This is a genomic window from Archangium gephyra, from assembly GCF_042230915.1.
Classification (GTDB): Bacteria; Myxococcota; Myxococcia; order Myxococcales; family Myxococcaceae; genus Archangium; species Archangium gephyra_B.
Genome location: NZ_CP102578.1, coordinates 1,180,583 through 1,203,481, shown reverse-complemented (window position 1 = coordinate 1,203,481; position 22,899 = coordinate 1,180,583). Strand labels below are relative to the sequence as shown.

Here is a 22,899-nt window from a genome sequence, read left to right as displayed (position 1 = left end):
CCCCTCGTCTGCCCACGATTCGGTGATTTCCCGTCCCACCGGGGGATGGATGCGCGGCGCCCGCCTGTTCGCAGGCCCACAGCAAGGTTTGCCCTTCTCCGCCAGATGAACGATGAAGCGCAGGCGGGGTGGGGGCCGCAAGGGGACGGCCGTGTCGAGGAATGAAGCAGAGCCCATGGGACCCGAGGCGATTCGCGCGCTGCGCGGAGAGCAGAGCCGCGCGGCGTTCGCCCGGCAGCTCGGGGTGACCCCCCTCACGGTGTACCGCTGGGAGCTCCCCCAGGCCGCCGCGCAGGCCCGCCGTCCCCGCGGCCGGGTGATGGAGGCCCTGCGCCAGCTCGCCGAGGGCGGCCAGCCGGCCCTGCCTCCCGCCCCCCGCCTGGCCTCCCACCTCTCCCGGCAGGAACTGTCGCGCGAGGAGAACACCCGGCTGACGGCCAGCCTGGCAATCTTGCAGCGCGCCGACTGGCGGGCCGCGGAGAACTCCCTGCTGGAGATGCTCACCTCGGGGGAGCTGCGCACCCCGGGGGCGCGCGCCCTGGCCTCGGTGGGCCTGGCCTATGCGTACCGCTGGGGCTACGAGGACGTGCGGCGGGCCTTCGCGGTGCTGCTGCCCCACCTGGCCGAGGCCGACGCGGGCCTGCTGCCCGCCGAGAGCGTCGAGGTGCACGTGCACTCGATGGCCGCCAACCTCTACGCCTCGCCGGATGGCCGCATCTTCGACGCGGGCAAGATGAACGTGCACGTGGCGCGCGCCGAGGCGCTGCTGCGGCCCCACCACTTCCTGTACGCCGAGGTGCGGTGCCAGCTGCGCATGGCGGAGGTGGCCGCCGCCTTCTACCTCGGCGCCCCCGAGCTGCTCGCCCGCCAGTACGGGCGCCTGGAGGAGGCGCTCGCCGAGGTGACGGACCCCTCGCTGCGGCTGATGGCCACGCACGGGCTGGCGCACGAGGCCGCCATCCGCGGCGATGTGCCCCTGGCCACCCGGCGCTTCCGGGAGCTGGCGCAGGCCTCGGCGCGCCTGGGCTATGGCCTGCTGGAAGCGCGCAGCCTCGCCTTCCTCGCACAGCACCGGCTGGACGAGGCGTGCGAGCCCGACGAGGCGCTCGCGCTGGTGCGCCGCTCGCGCGTGGCCTTCGACGGGCGGCTGGGCCGCAGCTTCTCCTTCATCTTCGCCGCGCGCGCCGAGGCCGACGCCCTGCTGCGCCTGGGCCGCTTCGCCGAGGCCGAGACGGTGCTCGCCGAGGGCAACACGGTGGCCGAGGAGCTGCGGTGGACACCGCACCACCTCGTGGTGCAGCAGGCCCGTCTCCTCTACCTCACCGGCCGCTACGCGGAGATCCACCAGCTGGCCCACCGGCTCACGCGCTACACCGGCCCCATCCAGCAGCCCCTTACCCGCGCCTATGGGTGCTGGGTGGAGGCGCTCGCGGACTGGGCCGACGGCCACGCCCAGCGCGCCGCGGAGGGCTTCGCCGCCACCCATGCCCGCGTCCTGGAGCTGGGGGGCTGGCCCTACCTGCGGCGGGATGCCTCCGTGTGCGAGGTGGGCGCGCGCGCCGCCGCGGGCCAGCTGCCCGAGTCGCGCGCGGCCCTGCGCCGGGCCCGGGCCATCCTGGAGCAGTTCCCCTCCGCGTGGAGCACCGCCCTGCTCCACCGCCACGAGGGCTGGCTGCTCGCGCGCGAGGGCCACCTGCGCGAGGCGCGCGAGAAGCTGGAGGCCTCGCTGGCCACCTTCAGCCTCGCGGCGGACCTGCCCGAGGCGGCCGTCACCCGCCGCACGCTCGCCGCGGTGGCGCGCGCCGCGGGTGAGCCGGGCGCCGAGGCCTGGCACCAGCAGAGCGAGGAGGAGCTGCGCCGCTACGGCATCACCCCGCCCCCGGACTTCAGCGCCATCATCACCCCCGTCCAGGAGCTCCCCTCCGCGGAGGCGGCGCCGCGGCTGGGCGCCGAGTCACTGGGCGTGCCCTTCGAGCGGCTCGCCGTGCGCGGCATGGGCGCCACCCTCATCCAGCGCGAGCTGGTGGCGGTGCTGGAGGGGCTCTTCCCCGGCCGCGGCCCGCGCCTGGAGGAGCTGGACTCGCAGGGCCACGCCACGCCGCTGCTGGGCGAGGGCGGCGAGCCCGCCAGCGAGTGGGTGGAGTTCGGCGACGGGTGTGGCCGGCGGCTGCGCGTGGGCGTGGCGGGCCCGCTGCCCGCGGACGGACGGGCCCTGATCAGCGCGCTGGCGCGCCTGGCGGGCTTCGCGCTGGAGGTGGCCGTGCTGCGCGGCTTCGCCCAGGTGGAGGCCCCGCTGCGCGAGCCCGAGGCCGCACCGGACGTGCCCGGGTTCATCGCCGCCTCGTCCGCCATGCGCAAGCTGAAGACGGAGCTGGCGGGGCTGAGCGGCTCGCGCGCCACCGTCATCGTCACCGGCGAGTCCGGCAGCGGCAAGGAGGTGGTGGCGCGCGCGCTCCACCGGCTGTCGGCCCGGGCGGCCAGGCCCTACGTGGCCTTCAACTGCGCCGCGGTGCCGCGCGAACTCTTCGAGGGCCAGCTCTTCGGCTACCGGCGCGGCGCCTACACCGGCGCGGCCACGGACCACCCGGGCGTCATCCGCACCGCCCACGAGGGCACGCTCTTCCTGGACGAGATTGGAGAACTGCCGCTCGAGGTGCAGCCCAAGCTGCTGCGCTTCCTGGAGAACGGCGAAATCTTTCCCCTGGGCGAGACGCGGCCGGCCCAGGTGGACGTGCGCGTCATCGCCGCCACGCACCGGGACCTGGGGCAGCTGGTGCGCGAGGGGCGCTTCCGCGAGGACCTCTACTACCGGCTGCAGGTGGTGCCCGTGCGGGTCCCCCCGCTGCGCGAGCGGCGCGAGGACATCATCGCCCTGGCGCGTCACTTCGTCAGCCAGCTCACCCCCGAGGGGCAGGAGCCGCCGCAGCTGGGGCCGGACGCCCTGGCCGCCCTGGTGGCGCACCCCTGGCCGGGCAACGTGCGCGAGCTGCGCAACGTCATCGAGCGCTCGCTCGCCTTCGGCGCGCTTCCGGCGGTGCTGGGGGCGGACCGGCTGCGCATCACGGGCTGAGCCCGGAGCCGCGAGGGCCGGAAAAAAAACGGGGCGGCGCCTCGCCTGGCGCACGCCCTCGAAAAGAACACCGCGGGCCAGGACAGGGGGCGAACCCGACCCGCGGTGCATGGCTACGACTACGCCTGCGAAAAGATGCGCTCGTGGGCCGAAGTGGGGGGATCTCCGACCCACGGAGCGCTTCAGGCACCGAGGCGCCCGAACTCAAAATCGTTTCCGAGAGGACACATAGCAGGGCGCGTGCCAACGCTTTCGGGCCCCGGAAGGCCGTTTGGAAATCATCCAACGCGCATCCAGGAGCAGCCGACCGTATCCAAAGGCCTATCCAGCACGCGGCGGGGGGGTTTTCGGATACCCGGTGGATATGGATGGCGGGGAAGCAGCCAGGCAGCCAGGCGGAGGGGGAAGCGGAGCGCTCGCGAGGGCGGCGGCGGGGGACGAAGTGGGCTAGGGAGGGAAGCGCCGATGAGCTCTTCCGTGTCCTCCCGTGGCTTCCGCGTCTTCAGCTGGTCCACCCTCCTCTACACGCTGGCCGTGGTGCTGTGGGGCGCGTTCGTGCGCGCCACGGGCTCGGGGGCGGGGTGTGGAGACCACTGGCCGGTGTGCAACGGCGAGGTGGTGCCGCGCGCGCCCACGCTGCAGACGCTCATCGAGTACACGCACCGGCTGACGAGCGGGCTGGCGCTGGTGCTGGCGGTGGTGCTGTGCGTGTGGGGACTGAGGGCGCACGCGAAGGGGCACCCGGTGCGCAAGGCGGCCGTCTTCTCGCTCGTCTTCATGCTGACGGAGGCGGCGGTGGGGGCGGGGCTGGTGCTCTTCAAGATGGTGGCGGGCAACGAGTCGCTGGCGCGGGCGTGGTGGATGGCGGCGCACCTCATCAACACGTTCCTGCTGGTGGGGGCGATGGCGCTGACGTGCTGGTGGGCGGGAGGCCGGGAGCGGCTGACGTGGCGTCAGCAGGGGCTGACGGGGTGGCTGGTGGGAGGGAGCCTGCTGGGGCTGCTGGTGCTGGGGGTGAGCGGGGCCATCGCGGCGCTGGGGGACACGCTCTTCCCGGTATCGAGCCTGGCGGAGGGCTTGCGCCAGGACGTGTCGCCCACGGCGCACCTGTTCCTGAGGCTGAGGGTGCTGCACCCGGTGCTGGCGGTGCTGATGGGGGCGCTGGTGGTGTTCTCGGCGGCGACGGTGGCGCGGCTGAGGCCCTCGCCCGAGGCGAAGCAGGCGGCGGTGCAGCTGGGCGTGATCTACGCGCTGCAGCTGATAGCGGGGGTGGTGAACCTGCTGCTGCTGGCGCCGGTGTGGATGCAGCTGGTGCACCTGCTGCTGGCGGACGCGGTGTGGATCGTCCTGGTGCGGCTGAGCGCGGCGGGGCTGGCCGAGGGAGCGCCGAGGACGGACGAGCACCCCGCCCCAGCGCCCTCGCTGACCTGAGTCACCCGCGCTCCAACTCCCCGGCAATCCCCCGCAGTGCCTCCAGCGCCCGCAGGGGCAGACTGATGCCTCCCGCGGGCACCTGGGGCTCGCGCACGTTGATGCGAATCAGCGTCCCCTTCCCGGCGGCCGTCACGCGCTCGCAGAAGTGACGCACGGAGGGGATGGCCGTGCCCGCGCCGCACTCGACGACGGCGAGGGAGCCGGGCTTCACGGCCTCGAGCCACTCCGAGAGCCGCTGCTCCTGATCCTCGGTGCGCGAGGCCTCCCATCCCCAGTCCCCGAACATGAGGATGTTGGGCCGCACGAGCGAGCCGCAGCGCGGGCACGTGGGCAGGGGCGGCCGGGCGCGGAACGTCTCGGGGTCCACCTCCACCGAGTACGGGGCGGCGGAGACAATCCCCGGGCAGGAGCTGAGGCACTGCACGTGGTGGATGGAGCCGTGGACCTCGAGGACGCGCTCCTCGGGAAAGCCCGCCTTCTGGAACTGGCCGTCGACGTTGGAGGTGAAGACGAAGGCGCCGTGCCGCATGCGGGAGGCCCAGGTGCGCAGCAGCTCGAAGCCGGGGTGGGGCGTCGTCGCGCGGTACAGCCCGAGCCGGTGGCCGTAGAAGCCCCAGGCGAACTCGGGGTCCTTGCTGAACCACTGGGGGTTGGCCATGGACGCGAAGTCGAGCCCGAGCTTCGCGTAGGCCGGGTAGGCGCGCCAGAAGCCCTCGGTGCCGCGGAAGTCCGGCAGCCCCGAGTCCACCCCCATCCCGGCCCCCGCTCCAATGACGAGAGCCTCGGCGGAGCGGAGGACCTCGGCGGCACGGCGAAGCTCCTGGCTCATACGCTCACCTCCGGACGGCGCGGTCTACTCGATGGCCAGGGCGTTGAGCGACACCTGGTCCCCCATGGGCGGCGGCACGAAGCGCTGCACCTTGCGGTTCTTCCAGTGCAGCAGCACGAGCGAGGGGTCCTCCAGTGGCACGTCGAAGGTGAAGGACAGCTTGCGCACGCCCTCGGCGTCCACCTCGAGCACCTTCACGATCATCCCGTCCAGCTTCACCTCGTGCCCCACGGGCAGCGGGTAGCGCTTGGAGCGGTGGATGCGCTCGACGACGGAGGAGAAGAAGCGGCCGCCCTGCGGCTCGATCTCCAGCGTGGACGGCCCGGTGCGGGTGATGCGCTGCTCGTGCGTGTCGTAGGAGAGGACCCACCAGGACTGCGGGAGCGCCTTGCCGGTGGCCCACCACAGGATGGACGCGTAGACGCCCATGCTGGCGTTGGGCACGTTGATCTGCACCACGCGCTGGTGGGGCAGGCTCTCCTGGTCCAGCATCGCCTGGTACTGCTGCTGGACCCGGCCGTTGGAGGCCGAGAAGTTGCGGAGCAGATCCACGCTGGTCCACCAGCTGAACGGCGCGAGGACGGCGTGGAACAGGACCATGGCACCGGCCCCCACGACCAGGGCCCACCCGCGCCAGTTGCGCTGGCGCCGGCGCCAGGCGTGATGCACCACCACGGCGAGGATGATGGCCGCGCCCAGGCTGGGCACCAGCAGGATGCGGACCGAGGGCCCGGTGGTCGCCGCGGCCACCACGGAGCTGGCGAAGCCGGCCAGCAGCCAGCGCAGCTGCCGGCGCTCCGGCTCGTCCAGGCCAGACCAGGAGGCGCGCAGCATGAGCCCCACCAGCACCATGCCGACGATGCCCGCGGCCGCCAGGGGCAGCTCGTTCTTGGCGTCGACGAACATGTCGATGGGGGCGTTGAGGAAGAGCCCGGCCAGGTTGATGGGCACCCACAAGAGCGCCGTCTGCAGCCAGAACAGCGGCTGGGCCAGCGGATCGATGTGCATGTCCGAGCCCGCGGCCCCATAGCCCAGGGCGGTGTGCGCCACCGAGTAGACGATCAGCACCAGCGCGGTGGGGGCCATGGCCTTGAGCCGCGTGGAGAGCGGGCCCTCGGCGCCCAGCAGCTCATAGGCGAGCAGGTAGCCGATGACGAGCAGCGCCGTCTCGGCCGCCGCGAGCCCCACCACCAGCGACAGCACCGACAGGGGCAGCGCCCAGGTGCGGCCCTTCTGGCGCCACTCCAGGTGCAGGCACACCGCCACCAGCCCGAAGAACATGGAGATGATGGTGCTGCGGTTGGCCAGCCACGCCACGGCCAGGGCGTGCGAGTCGTCCAGGGTGAAGAACAGCAGCGCGAGGGCCGCCACGGCCGTGGGCAGCACCCGCCGCAGCAGCACCCCGGCCATCGCCACCAGCGCCACGTACCAGAGCGCCGTATGCGCGTGGTAGCCCATCGGCTGGTCGCCGAAGAACTTGTGCTCCACCAGGAGGATGGCGCTGGAGAGGGGCCGCCAGAAGGAGATCTTCAGGTCGGGCAGCGTCCACCAGGGGTACACGCCCTTCTGGATGAGCGGCTGCATCACCGCCGGGTCGCCCGGAATGAGGTTGTAGAGGTCCAGGGCCGACGTGCCGAGCGGCGCCGGCTGCGGCACCTCTCCGAGGATGCCGAGGAAGATGAACTCGTCGGCCATGAAGCTCGCTCGCAGGGCCAACAGGCCCAACCCCAGCGCGATGGCCAGGGAGACCCAGAGGACACGGGGGTAGGACAGCCAACCGCTGCTGGAGGAGGTGGGGGGGGAGTTCTCCATAACCCGACTACCATACCATCTGCGCAAAGCTGGGCAGCATGCCGGTGACTTCACTCGCAGTGCGGTGACGGTCCACCTCATGAGGTCATCACCAACGACTTCCCTCAGAGCACCTCGCTCGAGACCCGGGCGCCGCGCCCCGTGTCGGTGCACGCATGGAGCTCGCTCGTGGCGTGCAGCCCCTTCTCGTCGGCGAGCACCCGCAGCACCCGCTCCTGTTCGCTGCCGTGGTCGCCGCACGGCGTCTCGACCGCCTCGATTCGCGCCGAGCCCCGCAGCAACGCCCAGGTCTCCGGCTCCAGCACCAGGGGCGTGTCGGGATGCTCGGCGGTGCCCAGCGCGCGCACGCGGCCATCGCGCCGATCGACGCCGATGAGCACCGCCTCGCGCATTCCACACCCGTAGGCCTGCGTCTGCAGCACGAACTCGCGCGCCTGCCCGTCATGGTCGTAGTCCCCAAGCACCATCGCCCGCACCCGCTCGCGGCGCTGGAGCGCCTGGCGCCGCGCGCCGGGAGCCAGCGCTTCATCTCCCTCGGCCGGCACCCAGCCGCGCAACAGCGCCTGGGGTGGCTCCCCGTCCGTCCCGGGGCCGAACAACGGCGTGAGCGGCAGCCGCTCCTCGGGCCTGCCCGGACGCGAGCGCACGAGCTCCAACGCTCCACGCTCGCCCTGCGCGAAGCCCTCGCAGGGACATGTGACCCCCTCCGTCTCGAAGCACGCGAGCTCGGGAGGCGCCCGCCACTCGAGCCGCCAGCGCTCGGTGACCCCGTCCACCTTCACGCGGACCTCCTCGCGCACCACGGAGTTGGAGCGCGCCACGCCCACGCCCGCCCCCAGCACCACGCCCACCGCCAGCCACGTCCTCAGCCTCATCCAGGCCTCCTTCCACGCACGCGTGCGTAGGCCATTGCGTACCGTACCAGCGAGGTTGCGTGGAGGGGTGGGTCTGACATCCCAGGTCTGGTGCGGAAAACCTCCTCCGGGAGCCTCCCCGGAGCCCGGGGAATGTCAGACCCATTGGGTATTTCTTACGCATGGCCGCCCGAGAGGGGGCCGAGCACTCCCACGCCACACCTGGGCCCTACCTGAGAGGGTCCATACCCAACCTGGAGCATCACACATGGCTACTCGCACCGCCGCCCGCAAGGCCTCCCGCAGCCGCACCACCGAGCAGACCAAGGCCGCCTTCGAGGAGCTGGCCCGGAAGAACCGCAACAAGCCGGTGGTCTCGGCCAAGGAGCAGGAGGCGCGCACCACCCACGCCAAGAGCGTGCTGACGGATGTCTCCAGCCTCACGGCGGAGTCCGCGGTGAAGAAGGTCACCGAGGCGGGCCTCACCATCAACCGCACCCTGGCCGGCATCAACGAGCAGGTGATGGCGCTGGTGGAGGAGCTCAAGCAGCTCGACGAGGCCATCAAGCTCAAGACGGAGGAGCTCACGGCCCTGCACGGCCAGGACATCGCCGCGAGCGCCATCGACGTGCTGGTGGCCGAGTACGACCGGAAGAAGGAGGAGCTGCAGGCGGAGATGGAGCGGCTGCAGAAGGAGATCGCCGAGACGCGCACGAAGTTCGCCCAGGACCTGGCGGCCGAGCGCGACGCGATGGAGCTGGCGCGCAAGCGGGCCGAGGAGGAGTACACCTACGGCATGCAGCTGTCGCGCAAGAAGGAGCAGGACGCCTTCGCCGAGCAGATGCGGGTGCAGTCCGCCGCCGAGCGCGACCGCAAGGAGAAGCTGGAGAAGGAGTGGGCGGTGCGCGAGGAGGCGCTGAAGCTGCGCGAGAAGGAGCTGGAGGAGCTGCGCAAGCAGGTGTCGGAGTTCCCGCTGGTGCTCAAGAAGGAGACGGACACGGCGGCGGCCATCGCGGGCAACCGGGTGAAGTCCGACTGGGAGATGAAGTTCACGCTGGCCCAGAAGGACGCCGAGACGGCGCAGCGCGTGGCCAGCATGGAGATCGCCTCGCTCAAGGACACCAACGCGAAGCAGGCGCAGGCCATCCTCGCGCTGCAGACGGAGCTGAACGAGGCCAAGCGCCAGGTGCAGGCCATCGCCGAGAAGGCGCTGGAGTCGGCCTCGGGGGCTCGCGCACTGGCCGAGGTGCAGGGCGTCATCGCCAGCCGGGACTACAGCAAGGGCAAGTAGCCCCGGGTATTCCGAGCGGCCTCCTGGCCCCGAGGGAGCAGGCATATCTTGCGCCCTCGAGCGCCCCATCCCCAGCTTGGAGGAGAGGGGCCGCAGGAATTGCGCACCGGGCGACGGTCGATCGCCCGGAGGTACGACTGGCACGGCAAGTGCTGTGGCTCCGTTGCGTGGTGTTCACGCCTTTTCACGGAGTTGCCGCCATGCCCCTCAAGAGCCGCACCCGCGCCCGCCCCGCTCCCCGGCTCGCCCGCGCGCCCAAGCGTCCCCGCGTCTCCAAAACCCCCCGCGTCTCCAAGGCCGCCCGGGAGAAGTGGGTGTACCTCTTCGCTGAGGGCCGCGGGGACATGAAGGAGCTGCTGGGCGGCAAGGGGGCCAACCTCGCGGAGATGACGCGCATCGGGCTGCCCGTGCCGCCCGGCTTCGTCGTCACCACCCGGGCCTGCAACGCCTTCCTCGCCGCGGGGAGCCAATTCCCCGCGGGCCTCTGGGAGCAGGAGCTCGCGGCGCTGCGCAAGCTGGAGAAGCAGGCGGGCCGCTCGTTCGGGGACCCGGAGAACGCCCTGCTGGTGTCCTGCCGCTCCGGCGCGCGCTTCTCCATGCCGGGGATGATGGACACCATCCTCAACCTCGGGCTGAACGACGCGGTGGTGGAGGGGCTCGCCGCCGAGACGGGGGATGAGCGCTTCGCCTATGACGCCTACCGGCGGCTGGTGCAGATGTTCGGCACCGTGGTGCTCGGCCTGCCCCACGAGCCCTTCGAGCACGTGCTGGAGGAGTACCGGCGCCAGCGCGGCCTGGAGAACGACGCGGCGCTGCCCGCCGAGGACTTGAAGGCCATCACCCAGTCCTTCCAGCGCATCATCCGCGAGCAGGCCGGGCGTGACTTCCCCCAGGAGCCCATCGAGCAGCTGCGGCTGGCCACCGAGGCCGTCTTCCGCAGTTGGAATGGCAAGCGCGCGGTGGACTACCGCAACGCGGCCGGCATCGCGCATGACCTGGGCACGGCCGTCAACATCGTCACCATGGTGTTCGGCAACCGGGGCGAGGGCTCGGGCACGGGCGTGGTGACGACGCGCAACGTGTCCACGGGCGAGCCGGAGATGGAGGGCGACTACCTCTCCAACGCCCAGGGCGAGGACGTGGTCTCGGGCACGCGCCCCACGCTGCGCATCGCCGCCCTGAAGGAGCTGCACCCCAAGCTCTACGCCCAGCTGGAGCGCTACTGCCAGAAGCTGGAGCGGCACTTCCGGGACGTGCAGGACGTCGAGTTCACCATCGAGCAGGGCAAGCTGTGGATGCTGCAGACGCGAGACGCCAAGCGCACGGCGCAGGCGGCGGTGCGCATCGCGGTGGAGCTGGCGCGGGAGAAGCGCATCACCCGTCAGGAGGCCGTCCTTCGGGTGAAGCCGGAGCAGATCGACTTCTTCCTGCACCCCCAGTTCTCCCCGGCCGACAAGAAGGCGGCGAAGGAGCGGGGGGACCTGCTGGCCACCGGGCTGAACGTGTCGCCGGGCGCGGCCAGCGGCGTGGTGGCCCTCGACGCCGACACCGCCGAGCGCTGGAGCAAGGAGGAGAAGAAGGCCGTCATCATGGTGCGCCCCGAGACGAAGCCGGACGACGTGCACGGCATGCTGGCGGCGCAGGGCATCCTCACCAGCCGGGGAGGACGCACCAGCCACGCGGCCCTGGTGGCGCGGCAGTTCGGCAAGCCCGCGGTGGTGGGCGTCTCGGCCATGGAGGTGGACTGCGACCAGCGGCAGCTCACCGTCGGCGGGCGCGTCCTCCGCGAGGGGGACACCGTCTCCATCGACGGCACCACCGGCGAGCTCTTCGCGGGCAGGTTGGAGACCGTCATCCCGGACCTGAGGGACGCGTACATCCTCGAGCTGCTGGAGTGGGCGGACGGCTTCCGCGAGATGGGCGTGTACGCGAACGCGGACTACCCGCGGGACGCCCAGCGGGCCCGGGAGCTGGGCGCCGAGGGCATCGGCCTGTGCCGCACCGAGCACATGTTCTTCGAGACGGACCGCCTGCCGCACGTGCAGCGGATGATTCTCGCCCGCACCGATGCGGAGCGGGACGAGGCCCTGGCGAAGCTGCTGCCCTTCCAGCGCGAGGACTTCCTCGGGCTGTTCCGGACGATGGATGGGCAGCCCGTCACCATCCGCCTCATCGACCCGCCCCTGCACGAGTTCCTCCCCAACCACGACGAGCTGCTGCACGACGTCACCGCGCTGGAGACGCGGCTGGAGCTGCTCAAGGGCAAGGCCGAGGCGGCGGGGCTGGAGGAGCGGCTCGCCCACAAGCGGCGCCTGCTGGAGGCGGTGGAGTCGATGCGCGAGGCCAACCCCATGCTGGGCCTGCGCGGGGTGCGGCTGGGCATCCACCTGCCGGCGCTCGTGCGCATGCAGGTGCGGGCCATCTTCGAGGCCGCCTGCCAGTGCACCCGGGAGGGCGTGCGCGTCTTCCCCAAGGTGATGATTCCGCTCATCGCGCACAGCAACGAGCTGCGCGTGGAGAAGGAGGTGCTCGAGACCGAGGCCCGCGCGGTGATGAAGGAGCAGGGCGTGAAGGTGGCGTACCAGCTCGGGACGATGATCGAGATTCCGCGCGCCGCGCTCACCGCGGATCAGATTGCCCAGGACGCCCAGTTCTTCTCCTTCGGGACGAATGACCTCACCCAGACGACCTACGGCATCTCGCGGGATGACGCGGAGACGGGCTTCCTCAGCGAGTACCTGCAGAAGCGCATCCTCCCGGAGAATCCCTTCGCCACGCTGGACCAGCGGGGCGTGGGGGCCCTCATGGAGATGGCGGTGAAGCTGGGCCGGGGGACGCGGCCGAAGCTGAACATCGGCATCTGCGGCGAGCACGGCGGAGACCCGAAGACGATCGCCTTCTGCCACCGCATCGGGCTGGACTACGTGTCGTGCTCGCCCTACCGGGTGCCCATCGCGCGTCTGGCGGCGGCCCAGGCCGCGCTCACCTTCGAGTAGACGCCGGGCCGGTTCTTCCCGGCCCCCGCGCTTCTCGCTTAACGTCCCCGGCCACTCGCCTGGCGCGAGCCCGGGCGACATTCCCGTCCCCGGAGGCAGGGGGGCAGGACCATGGACGTTCCTGGAAGAGCGGATGCACTCTCGCCCGAGCTGCGCGAGCGCTGGAAGCAGTACGTGGATGGGCAGTACGCCCGGCTCCTCGAGAGCTACCCCTCGCGCTTCTTCCGGCGCTCGGCCAGCGAGCTGAAGAACCCGAGGCCGCTGACGGTGAAGTGGTTCGCGGATCCGCTCGAGCCCAAGCGGTGCCTGGGCGAGCAGGTGGCCCGGCAGCTGTGCGACTGGGACGTCGAGGGCCGCTACGGGCTGCACGACGAGTACTGCGAGTACCACGTCACCTATGCCACGGACGACGCGGGCCGGCTGCGCCCCAAGCGCGTGGAGATCAGCACGGAGCTCCGGGAGTACTGGGTGCTGGTGGCCGAGCACGACCCGAACGCCGTGAGGGCCATGGCCACCGACGTGCTCGGCTTCGAGCCGGGTTGGCGGGAGCTGTATGGGACGGGCAACCCGTTCTCGCTCTCGCAAAAGGCGCGGCGCCAGCGCTTCGCGCGGCAGGTGGCCGGCAGCGGGAACGTGGACACGGGCGTGCCCGCGCAGCCGGTGGGCGCGCTCAACCGCGAGCACCTGCTCTTCATGGCCCACGTGGTCAACGGGCTGGATGACATCTTCTTCATCCACATGTTCGGCAGCCGCCTGTACTCCGTGCAGACGCCGGAGGGCCTGCGCCCGGCGACGCGCGATGAGATCTTCCTCCAGCGCAGCAGGCCGGACCTGTCGTGCCGCCACTCGGACCCCGAGGCGGCGATGACGGCTCAGGGCGCCGTCCAGCAGGGACGCCCCATCGCCTTCGCGGATCCGCTCGGCATCTACATCCGCTCGTTCTCGCGCGAGAAGTTCTTCTACCAGGACGAGGTCATGCCGGAGCGGTGGGTGCGCTGGCGGCGCGGCCAGGAGGGCATGTTCCAGCGGCTGGAGATTGGCCCGGGCGACGACGAGCCCGTGTTCCTCGATGAGCTCGTCCTGTCGGAGGGGGCGGAGGACCAGCCGGTGACGGGCGGGTACCAGATTGCCCAGAACGTCGAGGTGGGCGCGCTGGTGATGGCGGGAGAGCCCGAGCCCGTGCTGCCGGAGGACCACGTGCTGCTGCAGGCGGATACGCGGAGGATCGACTGCGGCCAGGGCCCCGCGTGCGCCGCCGTCCGCGACCTGAAGAAGCGCTTCGACGCCGCGCAGCAGCCACGCACGGGAATGCGGGGAGGCACCGGAGGCGGCCATGGATGAGCGATTCCAGGAGGGACTCTTCCACCGCTCGGGGCAGCGGCCCGGGGCCTTCTTCACCCTGCTCTTCCTGCGCGCCTCGCCGGGCAGCACCGCCCGGCAGGTGGGGAGCGCCTTCGCCGGGCTGTGGAGCCGCTACCAGGGACTGAAACAGGGCCGCGTCCAGGACCTGGAGCCGGCGGAGGTTCCGTCCGGCAACCTGTCCGTGCTCGTGGGCTTCGGGCCGAAGGCCTTCGCGCTCCCCGAGGCGGCCCGACCCCTGCCGGAGCAGCTCGGAGCGAGGTACCGCTTCCGCTCCCCGCTTCCCACGGGCGGAGGGCCGCTGTTGAGAGGCTCGGGGCTCGCCTATGACGCGGACGTGTTGGTGAACCGGGCCACCGAGGAGATCGCCCTCCAGTTCATCGCGGACACGCAACTGGCCGTGAGCCGCGCGGTCGTCGAGACGTGGAAGTACCTGGACGACCTGGGCGAGAGCACTCCACTGTTCATGACGGGCTTCTTCCAGGGCTCCAACCGCGACGACGGGCGCTCGTGGATCGACTTCCACGATGGCGTGTCCAACCTGCGCAGCGACCAACGGGCGGGCGTCATGGCCATCAAGTCCGGAGGGCTCGCCGAGGACGCGTGGACCGTGGGGGGAACCTACCTGGCCTTCCTGCGGGTGGGCGTGGACCTCGCCGCGTGGCGGCGGGTGTCCCGGGAGCGGCAGGAGCTGCTCGTCGGACGGGCGAAGCTGGAAGGCTGTCCCTTCGCCTCGCGCGATGCGGACGGGCGGGGCGTGACCGTCACCGAGTGTGCCGGAGACCCGAGCCATCCCGCTCACATCGAGCCGCCGACCGTCAGCGACCCGGTGCTCCTCCAGAGCCACGTCCAACGGGCCAACCATCACGTGGGAGCGCCGGAGGACCGGAACTCGCTGCGCGTATACCGGCAGGGCTACGAGTTCCTCGAGCCGCTGGAGGCCGCGCCGGGCTTCCGGGCGGGCCTCAACTTCGTCAGCTTCCAGGACACGCCCGAGCGGCTCTTCCGGATGCTGACGACGGAGACGTGGCTGGGCCGGACCAACTTCGGCGGAGAGCCGGGGAGCGGCCCGGGGACGCTCGCGTCACTGCTGGGGATTCGCGCGGGGGGCGTGTACCTCGTGCCCCCCGTGGAGCCAGCCGAGTCGTTCCCGGGAGCATCCATCTTCGGAGTGTGACTGAATGCGAGATGCCATGACCTCACCGACCGTCCGTCCGCCGCCGCGCCTGCGGTGGCTGCTCGCTCCCCTGGTGCTGCTCACGCTCACCGGCTGCTTCGATCTCCTCCAGGAGATCTGGATCCTCCCCGATGGCTCGGGGCGCGTGGTGTTCGACATCGGCCTGCCGAAGACGTTCCTCGACCTGGCGCGGTCGCAGGGGAAGGACCCGCTCGCGGAGATGCGCGCGGACGCCCAGACCACCGAGGCCGAGCTGAAGAAGGACCCGGACGTGACGAAGTTCGAGTTCCGGGAGTACGAGGAGAATGGGCAGCAGCACATCGTGTACGACCTGACGGTGAGGGACGCCACCCGGCTGGGCGAGCTGCAGAAACGGGCGATGGACCAAAGCGCCACGGCGAAGCAGGCGAAGCAGGGCAAGGGCAAGACGGACCTGGCCTTCCGCATCGAGCGCCGCGGGTTCGGCGAGTACGTCTACGTGCAGAGCTTCGGCGAGCCGAAGAACGCGCCCGGTTCTGCTGGCGGTCAGAATGATGCCTCGGAGCAGGTGGCCAAGGACTTCGGGACGCAGATGGCGCGGGCGCTGCTGGGCAACCACTTCTACATCGTCCGCGTGCACGGGCAGACCATCCCGGAGACGAACGGCACGCTCAACGAGAAGAAGGACACGGTGGAGTGGAAGTACAGCCTGGTGGACCTGGTGGACGCGGCCGGCAAGGGCACGGAGCTGCGCGCGGTGGTGCAGGCGGCGCCTCCGCTCTGGCTGTGGCCGGTGGTGCTGGGGGTGCCGTTGCTCGTGCTGATGCTGGCGGTGATGGCGGCCCGGCGGCAGCGGGCCCGGCGCCCCGCCTGAAGCGGCGTCATCCCGGGAGCCTTGAGCCCCTTTGCGCTGACCCGTGGCCATATCCCCTCGCCCTCCGGGAGAGGGACGGGGTGAGGGTATCGGGTGCACCCGGGTTGAACCCCCTGTCCCCACTGCGGGCCACGGGTTGGAACACCGGGACAGGCACCCTCACCCCGACCCTCTCCCGCGGGGAGAGGGGACATTGTCGGTCACTTCCCTGAAAAGGCCTCAGCCCGCCAGCCGCTCCGTGCTGCCCGCGCCCGAGTCCTCCGCGTGCAGGGCGGATACCTCGACCGGCTCGGCGCGGCCCTTCAGCCGGACGGGGCCCAGGCTCTCGATGCGCAGCCCAGGCTCCTCCCCCACCGCCCCCGCCACGGCGTGGTTCACCAGGATGGAGTGCTCGGGGTAGTCCTTGGTGAGGGCCTCCAGCCGGGCCGCCACGTTCACCGTGTCGCCGATGACGGTGTAGAGCAGCCGCTCGGGCGAGCCGATCTGCCCGGCCACCACCTCGCCCGCGCAGATGCCGATCCCCGTCTCGATGGGGAAATCCCCCCGCGCGGTGCGCCGTGCGTTGAGCACCGCGAGCCGCGCCTGCATCGCCAGGGCCGCCCGGACCGCGCGCCGCTCGATGTCCCGCTGCACCAGCGGAGCCCCGAAGATGACCACGATGGCGTCGCCGATGAAGTTGTTGATGTAGCCCTGGTAGGGGCGCACGGCCTCGGCCATCTCGGTGAGGTACTCGTTGAGGAGCGCCACCACGCCCTGAGGATCCATCCGCTCGGACAGGCTGGAGAAGCCCCGGATGTCCGAGAAGAGCACGGCCACGTGGCGCGTCTCACCGCCCAGCCGCAACTCTCCACCGAGCAGCTTCTCGCGCACCTCGGGAGACACCACGCGCCCGAAGATGTCGCGCTCCCGCTCGCGCTCGGCGAGCCCCGCCACCATCGTGTTGAAGGAGTTGGCGAGCACGCCGAGCTCGTCCTCGGAGCGGACGGGCACCCGGGCCGGGGCGAAGTCCCCCCGCTGCACGGCTCGCGCGGCACGGGTCAGGTCCAGCAGGGGCCGCACGAGGCTGCGCACCAGGCGCAGGGCGAGGGCGGACACCCCGAGGCTCACGAGCAGCACGCTCAGCAGGGCGCTGCGGATGAGGGAGACGAGCGGGAGGGAGAACAGCGACTCCGGCTGCTCGAAGCCCACGGTCCACGGCCGGGTCTTCATGGGGGCGAAACCGACGATGTACCCCTCTCCCTGGGCATCCGTGTACCGCGTGTTGCCCTGCTCGGGTGCGCGGATCATCGCGCGCCCCAGATCGTCCCGCCCGAGACTCTGGATGGTCTCGATGCCCATGGACGAGAAGCGCCGGTCGAAGACGGGCAGCTTCAATACCTCGGGAGAGAGGGTTGTGAGGCTGCGGAACCGCAAGTCGGTGTTGGTGTGGTCGATGATGACGCCGTACTCGTCGACGAGAAAACCGTGGCCTTCGATCCCCTGGCCGTGCTCGTCCTTGTGAAGCGCGCCCACCTTGTCGGCCAGCGACTTGCCACGGAGCTTGAGCACGACCACGCCCAGGAGCACCCCCGCGCCGTCGTGCACGGCCCGGGAGAAGAAGATGCCGGGCTCGCGGGTGGTGCTGCCGGTGAGGAGCTCCGAGATGTGCGAACCCTGCAGGAGGGCTTCCCGGTGGTAGCTGCGGAAGGCGTAGCTCTGACCGACGTTTTGCGGGTTCGTCGAGGCGAGGCAGGTGCCGGCCTTGTCGAGCAGGAAGACGGAGGAGATGTCGGGGTTGGAGCCCACGACATTCTGGAGGGTCCGCTGCACGGAGGCGCGCGCAGTGGCGTCCGGATCGGGGTTGGAGAGGAAGGACTCCACCTCCATGTCAGTAGAGATCTGGGCGACGGTGCGGCCGGTGTCGGTGACGAGCTGATCAAGCCGGGCGGCGGTGGTACCGGCGAACAGCTTGAGGTTGAGGTGGGCCGCGCGCCGCACACTCTCGAGGGACTGGTGGAGGTTGTACGCGGCCGTCAGCTCCATGGGCAGCAGCGCGGCGACCAGGAAGGCGAGCGAGAGCTTGAGGGCGACGGGCCAGGAGGAGAAACGCGGCAGGCGCATGGGGAACCGGCCCCCACTCTACCCGTGAAGTGGCGCGGGCCCCTAGAGCCGCAGCCCCCGGGGAACCACGAGCCGCTCGACGAGTTCGAACAGGCCGCTGACGAGCAGCGCGAGCACGGCGGCGGGCACGGCCCCCTGGAGGATGAGCGAGGTGTCATCCAGCCGGATGCCCGTGAGGATGGGCTGCCCGTAGCCCCCGGCGCCAATGAGGGCCCCCAGGGTGGCGGTGCCCACGTTGATGACGGCCGAGGTCTGGATGCCGGCGAGGATGGAGGGCGCGGCCATGGGCAGCTCCACCAGCCGCAGGCGCGCACCCGGTGGCAGGCCGAGCGCCTCGGCGGACTCGCGCACCTCGGGGGCAATCCCGGTGAGCCCCGCCGCGGTATTCCGGAGGATGGGCAGCAGGCTGTAGAGGAACAGCGCCACGATGGCGGGCCGCGCGCCAATGCCCAGCAGCGGAATCATGAACACCAGCAGCGCCAGCGAGGGCACCGTCTGGATGATGCTCGCCAGCGCGAGCACGCCCCGCCCCAGCCTCGGCCGGCGCGCCACCAGCACGCCCAGCGGCACCGCCACCGCGATGGCCGCCAGCAGCGACAGGCCCACGAGGAACAGGTGCTCGCGCGTGTGGCGCCACAGGCTCGCGAGCACACTGTCGCCCTTCACCGTCACCGTGAGGCCCAGCTCGCGCTCCAGGAACGTGGCGGCCACCTGCGGCTCGGGCACCCGATGGAGCTTCGCCCGCGCGTTGAGCTCCACCATCTCCGGCTCGGAGATGCGGCCCTCCAGCCGCCCGAGCGCCGCCACCACCTCCGGGGCCCGCCCGGCCAGGTCCTCGCGGTAGAGGAGCACCGCGTCGTACGCGGGGAAGTGCCGCAGGTCGTCCTCCAGGACGCGCAGGCCATAGTACGCGATCTCCGCGTCCGTGGAGTACAGGTCCGTCACCTGGATGGCGCCGCTCTCCAGGCCCCGGTAGGCCAGGTCATGGTCGAGCCCGCGCACGTCCCGCTGCGGCAGCGCGTAGCGGGTGCGCAGGGCGGGCCAGCCGTCGCCCCGGTCCATGAACTCGTTGCTGAAACCGAAGCGCAGCTCCGGGTGCCCGCGCAGGTCCGAGAGCGTCCGGATGCCCAGCCGCTCGGCCTCGGCCTCCTTCATGCCCAGCGCATAGGTGTCGTTGAAGCCCAGGGGCGCGCTCATGCGCAGGCCCTCGGCGGCGAGCGCCCGGCGCAGCGACTCGTCATCCGGCAGCGCGCGGCCGGCGAAGATCTCCTCGCGCAGGGTGCCGGTGTACTCGGGGTACAGGTCGATCTCCCCGCGCCGCAGTGCCTGCCAGAGCACCTGGGTGCCACCGAGCTCGCGCCGGTGCTCGGCCCGCGCCCCGGTGCTCCGGGCCAGCTGCGTCACCATGTCCCCGAGGATGACGGACTCGGTGAACTTCTTGGAGCCCACGCGCACGGTGGGGCCCTCCGGAGCCGCACCGGCGCACGCGGCGAGCAGCAACGCGACACTGGCGGCGAGCGCCCTCATGAGTGGTGGCCCTCGAAGGGCAGACGCTGCGCCTGGAAGAAGCGGGTGACGAAGGGGTCGGCCGGAGCGCGCTCCAGCTCCGCGAGCGGGCCCTGCTGGACGATGCGGCCCTCGCGCATCAACACCACCTGGTCGCCGAGGAAGGCGCCCTCGCCGAGGTCATGGGTGACGAGCACCACCGTCTTGCGCAGCCGGGCGAAGATGTCGCGCAGGTCTCCCTGCAGCTCGTAGCGGATCATCGGGTCCAACGCGCCGAGCGGCTCGTCGAGCAGGAGCACATCCGGGTCGAGCATCAGCGCGCGCATGAGGCTGACGCGCTGGCGCTGTCCCCCGGAGAGCTGGCCGGGGTAGCGGCCGAGCGCGTCCGGGGGAAACCGGGTGAGCTCGACGAGCTCGCGCAGGCGGGCCTGGACGCGCGCCCCGGGCCACTTCAGGTAGCGGGCCATGAGGGTGGCGTTGCCCTCGGCGGTGAGGTGCGGGAAGAGTCCACCGCCCTGGAGCGCGTAGCCCATCCGCTGGCGGACGGTGAGCAGCTCCTCGTCGCGCAGGGGCTGGCCCCGGAAGAGGACGCGGCCGGTGTCGGGCCGGAGCAGCCCGTTCATCAAACGCACGAGCGTGGACTTGCCACAGCCGCTCGGGCCGAGAAGGACGGTGGTGCGTCCTTCGGGCACATGCAGGTCCAGCGGATGCAGGGCCTGCGTGCCGCCGAAACGCTTGGACACCTGTTCGAGCACGAACACGCCCGAGTCATACCGCGATGGGTGACACCTCGGGGGAACCAACGGCCACGTTCTGTTGATGGCCTTCCACACCCTCCCCCTCCTGGGAGCCTTCTGATTGACTCGGGGGCGAATGACAGCCCCCTCTCCCCCCCTGGTCATTGGCTCCCCCTCCACCCCCTGGCCGCTCGGGCGGGTGGGCCCGCTGCTGCTCGCGCTGGTGCTGCTGCTGACGGCTCCGGAGGCGGCGGCGCAGATCGTCAACGTGCAGTCGCTCTTCGACGAGTCCACGTCCCCGCCAGGCCTGTCGGGGAGCGCGGAGCTGTCGCTGGACTGGCGCACGGGCAGCACGGAGCTGGTGGTGGTGCGCGGCGCGGTGCTGGGCCAATGGCGCACGGAGAAGCACACGCTGCTGGGCGTGGTGCGCGGCGAGTACGGTTATGCCCAGGACACGCTCATCGTCAGCAAGTTCCTGGAGCACCTGCGCTACCGCTACCGCTTCACGGACTGGCTGGCGGCGGAGACGTTCGTGCAGCACGAGCTGGATGCCTTCCGGCGGCTGCGGCTGCGAGGGCTGGTGGGCGCGGGGCCGCGCTTCACGCTGTGGAGCACGGAGGCGGGGTCGCTCATCCTCGGCGCGGCGGCGATGGTGGAGTACGAGCAACTGCGCAACGACGGCGAGCCGGACGCGGGCCAGGAGCGGTTGGATCCGCGGCTGAGCAGCTACGTGATGGGCCGGTTGAGGTTGATGGAGAACATGAGCCTGTTGGAGACGCTGTACGTGCAGCCGCGGCTGACGCGGTTCGCGGACGTGCGAGTGCTCAACGAGACACTGCTGGTGGTGGAGCCCAACGAACGCTTCACCTTCAGCATCGGCTTCGTCCTCACCTACGACGCGGAGCCGCCCGCCACCGTGTCGCGGTTCGACACGCAACTGCGCTCGGCCATCGGCGTGAAGTTCTGAGCAGGCTCCTCGGGTCCCGGAGGCCTCGCTGACGACGTTTCATTGCCAGCGGGCTACAACTTGATACGGAGGGGCCCCATGAGCCACGTGCGTCTATCCGCCGTCGCAATCCTTTTGCTCGCATCGGCCGCGCTCGCCCAGCCCGAGGGCCTGCCCCGCTTCGAGCTGGAGCGTCTGGAGTTGAACCCCAACGGCCGGGGCTCGCTCGTCATGGGCACCGGCGAGCTGCTGCCCTCCGGCGGCTTCCGCCTCTCGCTCTTGGGGCATTACGAGAAGGATCCACTGGTGTTGTACGCCGACGGCAGCCCGGTGGGCGCGCTGGTGGGGCACCGGGCCACGGCGCACCTGCTGGTGGCCTGGGCGCCCATGCGGTGGCTCGAGCTGGGGGCCCAGCTGCCCCTGGTGGTCTGGCAGCGCGGGGATGACCTCAGTGCACGGGGCCTCGGGGCTCCGGCCACGACGGGCCTGTCCACGCCCTCGGTGCACGCGCGGGTGGGGCTGCTCTCGCAGCGCCGGGAGGCACCGGTGGACCTGGCCGTCGAGCTGGGCGTGGGCCTTCCGGTGGGCAGCGAGGAGGCGATTGCCCGCGACACCACCTTCCGCTTCTCGCCCAAGGTGATGGTGGGCCGGCGCTTCGGCCTGTTGCGCGCCGGTGTGGAGGCGGGGGTGATGGTGCGGCCCACCGTCACCCTCATCTCGGACGAGAACGTCCAGGACGAGGTGGGCACCGAGGTGCGCCTGGGCGGCGTGCTGGCCACCACGGGCAGCGGGCTGCGCGGGGAGCTCAACGTGCGGGGCACCGTGCCGCTCACCCGCCAGCCGGGCTCGCTGGAGCTGCTGGCCGGCGTCCGGCTGCCGCTGGGGAGCCTCGCCGAGGCCTATGCGCTGGGCGGGCCCGGCTTCGGAGACACGCCGGGCACGCCCTCCTTCCGCGTGCTGCTCGGCGTGGCCCTGGGAGGTGCCGAGCCGCCGGAGCCCTCCGCGCGTGACGACGACGGCGACGGCGTGAAGAACAGCGAGGACAAGTGCCCCACGGAAGCGGGCCCGGCCGCGCGCCAGGGCTGCCCGGAGAAGGACACGGATGGGGACGGCATCGAGGACACGGTGGACCGGTGTCCGCGCGAGGCGGGCCCGGCCGAGAACCAGGGCTGCGCGGGCACGGAGAAGGGGAAGGACTCGGACGGGGATGGCGTCGTGGACACCGCGGACAAGTGTCCCCAGGACGCGGGCTCGGCCGACAACGCGGGCTGCCCGACGAAGGACCGGGATGGGGATGGCGTGCTGGACGCCGCGGACAAGTGCCCCCGCGAGGCGGGCCCGGCCGCGCGTCAGGGCTGCCCGGTGAAGGACACGGATGGAGACGGCGTCGTGGATGACCGGGACAACTGCCCCTCGGAGGCGGGGCTCGTGGAGCTGCGCGGCTGCCCGTCGAAGGACAGCGATGGCGACAGCGTGGCGGACCACCTGGACAACTGCCCCAAGGAGAAGGGCGAGGCCACCAACCAGGGCTGCCCCGAGAAGGACGAGCAGCTCGTCGCCATCCAGAAGGGCAAGCTGGAGATCAAACAGGCGGTGTTCTTCGCCACCAACAAGGCCGTCATCCAGAAGCGCTCCTTCCGGATGCTGGACCAGGTCGCCTGGGTCATCCGGCAGCACCCGGAGATCGAGAAGATCGTCATCGAGGGCCACTCCGATAACGTCGGCGACGCGGACGTCAACCGCCGGCTGTCGCTGGCGCGGGCGGAGTCGGTGAAGGACTACCTCGTGAAGAAGGGCGTGGAGGCCTCGCGCCTGGAGGCGAAGGGCTACGGGCCGGATCGCCCCCTCATGTCCAACAAGACCGCCTATGGCCGCGCGGCCAACCGCCGCGTGGCGTTCACCATCGTCACCCCCGGGAACGAATGAAGACTCCAT

At 71.3% G+C, this 22,899-nt stretch carries 15 protein-coding genes; 9 read left to right on the top strand and 6 right to left on the bottom strand.

Translation table 11 applies throughout. The features are described from left to right. Positions 1–175 precede the first annotated feature (175 nt). Positions 176–3,070 (top strand): sigma 54-interacting transcriptional regulator, encoded by a 2,895-nt coding sequence (locus NR798_RS04975; protein ID WP_375770256.1) that lies wholly within the window; start codon positions 176–178, stop codon positions 3,068–3,070. A 465-nt stretch (positions 3,071–3,535) separates the two neighbouring features. Beyond that, positions 3,536–4,501: a COX15/CtaA family protein gene (locus tag NR798_RS04970; RefSeq protein WP_375770255.1), complete on the top strand. Its 966-nt coding sequence runs from the start codon at positions 3,536–3,538 to the stop codon at positions 4,499–4,501. A gap of 1 nt (position 4,502) precedes the next feature. Here NR798_RS04970 and NR798_RS04965 read toward each other — a convergent pair whose 3' ends face one another. The 3 genes from NR798_RS04965 to NR798_RS04955 all read right to left on the bottom strand — a co-directional run bounded on the left by NR798_RS04965 (position 4,503) and on the right by NR798_RS04955 (position 8,020). After that, complete coding sequence (locus NR798_RS04965) at positions 4,503–5,333, bottom strand: NAD-dependent deacetylase (RefSeq protein ID WP_375770254.1); 831 nt, start codon at positions 5,331–5,333, stop codon at positions 4,503–4,505. Positions 5,334–5,357: 24 nt separating this feature from the next. Next, on the bottom strand, positions 5,358–7,145 hold the full coding sequence (locus tag NR798_RS04960) for a hypothetical protein (RefSeq protein ID WP_375770253.1): 1,788 nt from the start codon (positions 7,143–7,145) through the stop codon (positions 5,358–5,360). Positions 7,146–7,249: 104 nt separating this feature from the next. After that, the gene (locus tag NR798_RS04955) at positions 7,250–8,020 is read right to left on the bottom strand and encodes a hypothetical protein (RefSeq protein WP_375770252.1); all 771 of its coding nucleotides are present in this window, start codon (positions 8,018–8,020) and stop codon (positions 7,250–7,252) included. Positions 8,021–8,267: 247 nt separating this feature from the next. Between NR798_RS04955 and NR798_RS04950 the strand changes: the two genes are divergently transcribed. From NR798_RS04950 to NR798_RS04930, 5 genes are all read left to right on the top strand, one after another. Then, on the top strand, positions 8,268–9,290 hold the full coding sequence (locus tag NR798_RS04950; RefSeq protein ID WP_375770251.1) for a kinetoplast-associated protein: 1,023 nt from the start codon (positions 8,268–8,270) through the stop codon (positions 9,288–9,290). A gap of 200 nt (positions 9,291–9,490) precedes the next feature. Beyond that, positions 9,491–12,286 carry a pyruvate, phosphate dikinase gene (gene ppdK / locus NR798_RS04945; protein WP_375770250.1) on the top strand — a complete coding sequence of 932 codons (2,796 nt, stop codon included), beginning with the start codon at positions 9,491–9,493 and terminating at the stop codon, positions 12,284–12,286. A 111-nt stretch (positions 12,287–12,397) separates the two neighbouring features. Further along, positions 12,398–13,627 (top strand): hypothetical protein, encoded by a 1,230-nt coding sequence (locus NR798_RS04940; protein ID WP_375770249.1) that lies wholly within the window; start codon positions 12,398–12,400, stop codon positions 13,625–13,627. Continuing rightward, positions 13,620–14,822: a Dyp-type peroxidase gene (locus NR798_RS04935; protein WP_375770248.1), complete on the top strand. Its 1,203-nt coding sequence runs from the start codon at positions 13,620–13,622 to the stop codon at positions 14,820–14,822. The genes NR798_RS04940 and NR798_RS04935 overlap by 8 nt, the downstream gene beginning before the upstream one ends. 16 nt (positions 14,823–14,838) lie before the next feature. Next, positions 14,839–15,675, top strand: a complete 837-nt coding sequence (locus NR798_RS04930) for a hypothetical protein (protein ID WP_375770247.1) — start codon at positions 14,839–14,841, stop codon at positions 15,673–15,675. A 219-nt stretch (positions 15,676–15,894) separates the two neighbouring features. Here the strand turns inward: NR798_RS04930 and NR798_RS04925 are convergent, their stop codons facing one another. Genes NR798_RS04925 through NR798_RS04915 form a run of 3 tightly spaced genes read right to left on the bottom strand, consistent with a single transcriptional unit; the run spans position 15,895 to position 20,042 of the window. Beyond that, positions 15,895–17,775: a cache domain-containing protein gene (locus NR798_RS04925; protein ID WP_375770246.1), complete on the bottom strand. Its 1,881-nt coding sequence runs from the start codon at positions 17,773–17,775 to the stop codon at positions 15,895–15,897. Positions 17,776–17,817: 42 nt separating this feature from the next. Continuing rightward, positions 17,818–19,302, bottom strand: a complete 1,485-nt coding sequence (locus NR798_RS04920; protein ID WP_375770245.1) for a glycine betaine ABC transporter substrate-binding protein — start codon at positions 19,300–19,302, stop codon at positions 17,818–17,820. Next, on the bottom strand, positions 19,299–20,042 hold the full coding sequence (locus NR798_RS04915; protein ID WP_375770244.1) for an ATP-binding cassette domain-containing protein: 744 nt from the start codon (positions 20,040–20,042) through the stop codon (positions 19,299–19,301). Before NR798_RS04915 ends, NR798_RS04920 begins: the two co-directional genes overlap by 4 nt. Before the next feature lie 112 nt (positions 20,043–20,154). On the opposite strand from NR798_RS04915, the gene NR798_RS04910 reads away from it, so the two are divergent. Both NR798_RS04910 and NR798_RS04905 read left to right on the top strand, forming a co-directional pair. Next, positions 20,155–20,985, top strand: a complete 831-nt coding sequence (locus NR798_RS04910; protein ID WP_375770243.1) for a YdiY family protein — start codon at positions 20,155–20,157, stop codon at positions 20,983–20,985. Positions 20,986–21,063: 78 nt separating this feature from the next. Continuing rightward, complete coding sequence (locus tag NR798_RS04905; protein ID WP_375770242.1) at positions 21,064–22,890, top strand: thrombospondin type 3 repeat-containing protein; 1,827 nt, start codon at positions 21,064–21,066, stop codon at positions 22,888–22,890. Positions 22,891–22,899 lie beyond the last annotated feature (9 nt).

Bases quoted from the DNA above. Each gene is read 5' to 3' on its own strand.
- NR798_RS04940 (WP_375770249.1), top strand. From the start codon at position 12,398: ATGGACGTTCCTGGAAGAGCGGATGCACTCTCGCCCGAGCTGCGCGAG.
- ppdK (WP_375770250.1), top strand. From the start codon at position 9,491: ATGCCCCTCAAGAGCCGCACCCGCGCCCGCCCCGCTCCCCGGCTCGCC.
- NR798_RS04950 (WP_375770251.1), top strand. From the start codon at position 8,268: ATGGCTACTCGCACCGCCGCCCGCAAGGCCTCCCGCAGCCGCACCACC.
- NR798_RS04935 (WP_375770248.1), top strand. From the start codon at position 13,620: ATGGATGAGCGATTCCAGGAGGGACTCTTCCACCGCTCGGGGCAGCGG.
- NR798_RS04975 (WP_375770256.1), top strand. From the start codon at position 176: ATGGGACCCGAGGCGATTCGCGCGCTGCGCGGAGAGCAGAGCCGCGCG.
- NR798_RS04965 (WP_375770254.1), bottom strand. From the start codon at position 5,333: ATGAGCCAGGAGCTTCGCCGTGCCGCCGAGGTCCTCCGCTCCGCCGAG.
- NR798_RS04930 (WP_375770247.1), top strand. From the start codon at position 14,839: ATGACCTCACCGACCGTCCGTCCGCCGCCGCGCCTGCGGTGGCTGCTC.
- NR798_RS04905 (WP_375770242.1), top strand. From the start codon at position 21,064: ATGAGCCACGTGCGTCTATCCGCCGTCGCAATCCTTTTGCTCGCATCG.
- NR798_RS04955 (WP_375770252.1), bottom strand. From the start codon at position 8,020: ATGAGGCTGAGGACGTGGCTGGCGGTGGGCGTGGTGCTGGGGGCGGGC.
- NR798_RS04925 (WP_375770246.1), bottom strand. From the start codon at position 17,775: ATGCGCCTGCCGCGTTTCTCCTCCTGGCCCGTCGCCCTCAAGCTCTCG.
- NR798_RS04970 (WP_375770255.1), top strand. From the start codon at position 3,536: ATGAGCTCTTCCGTGTCCTCCCGTGGCTTCCGCGTCTTCAGCTGGTCC.
- NR798_RS04910 (WP_375770243.1), top strand. From the start codon at position 20,155: ATGACAGCCCCCTCTCCCCCCCTGGTCATTGGCTCCCCCTCCACCCCC.
- NR798_RS04920 (WP_375770245.1), bottom strand. From the start codon at position 19,302: ATGAGGGCGCTCGCCGCCAGTGTCGCGTTGCTGCTCGCCGCGTGCGCC.
- NR798_RS04960 (WP_375770253.1), bottom strand. From the start codon at position 7,145: ATGGAGAACTCCCCCCCCACCTCCTCCAGCAGCGGTTGGCTGTCCTAC.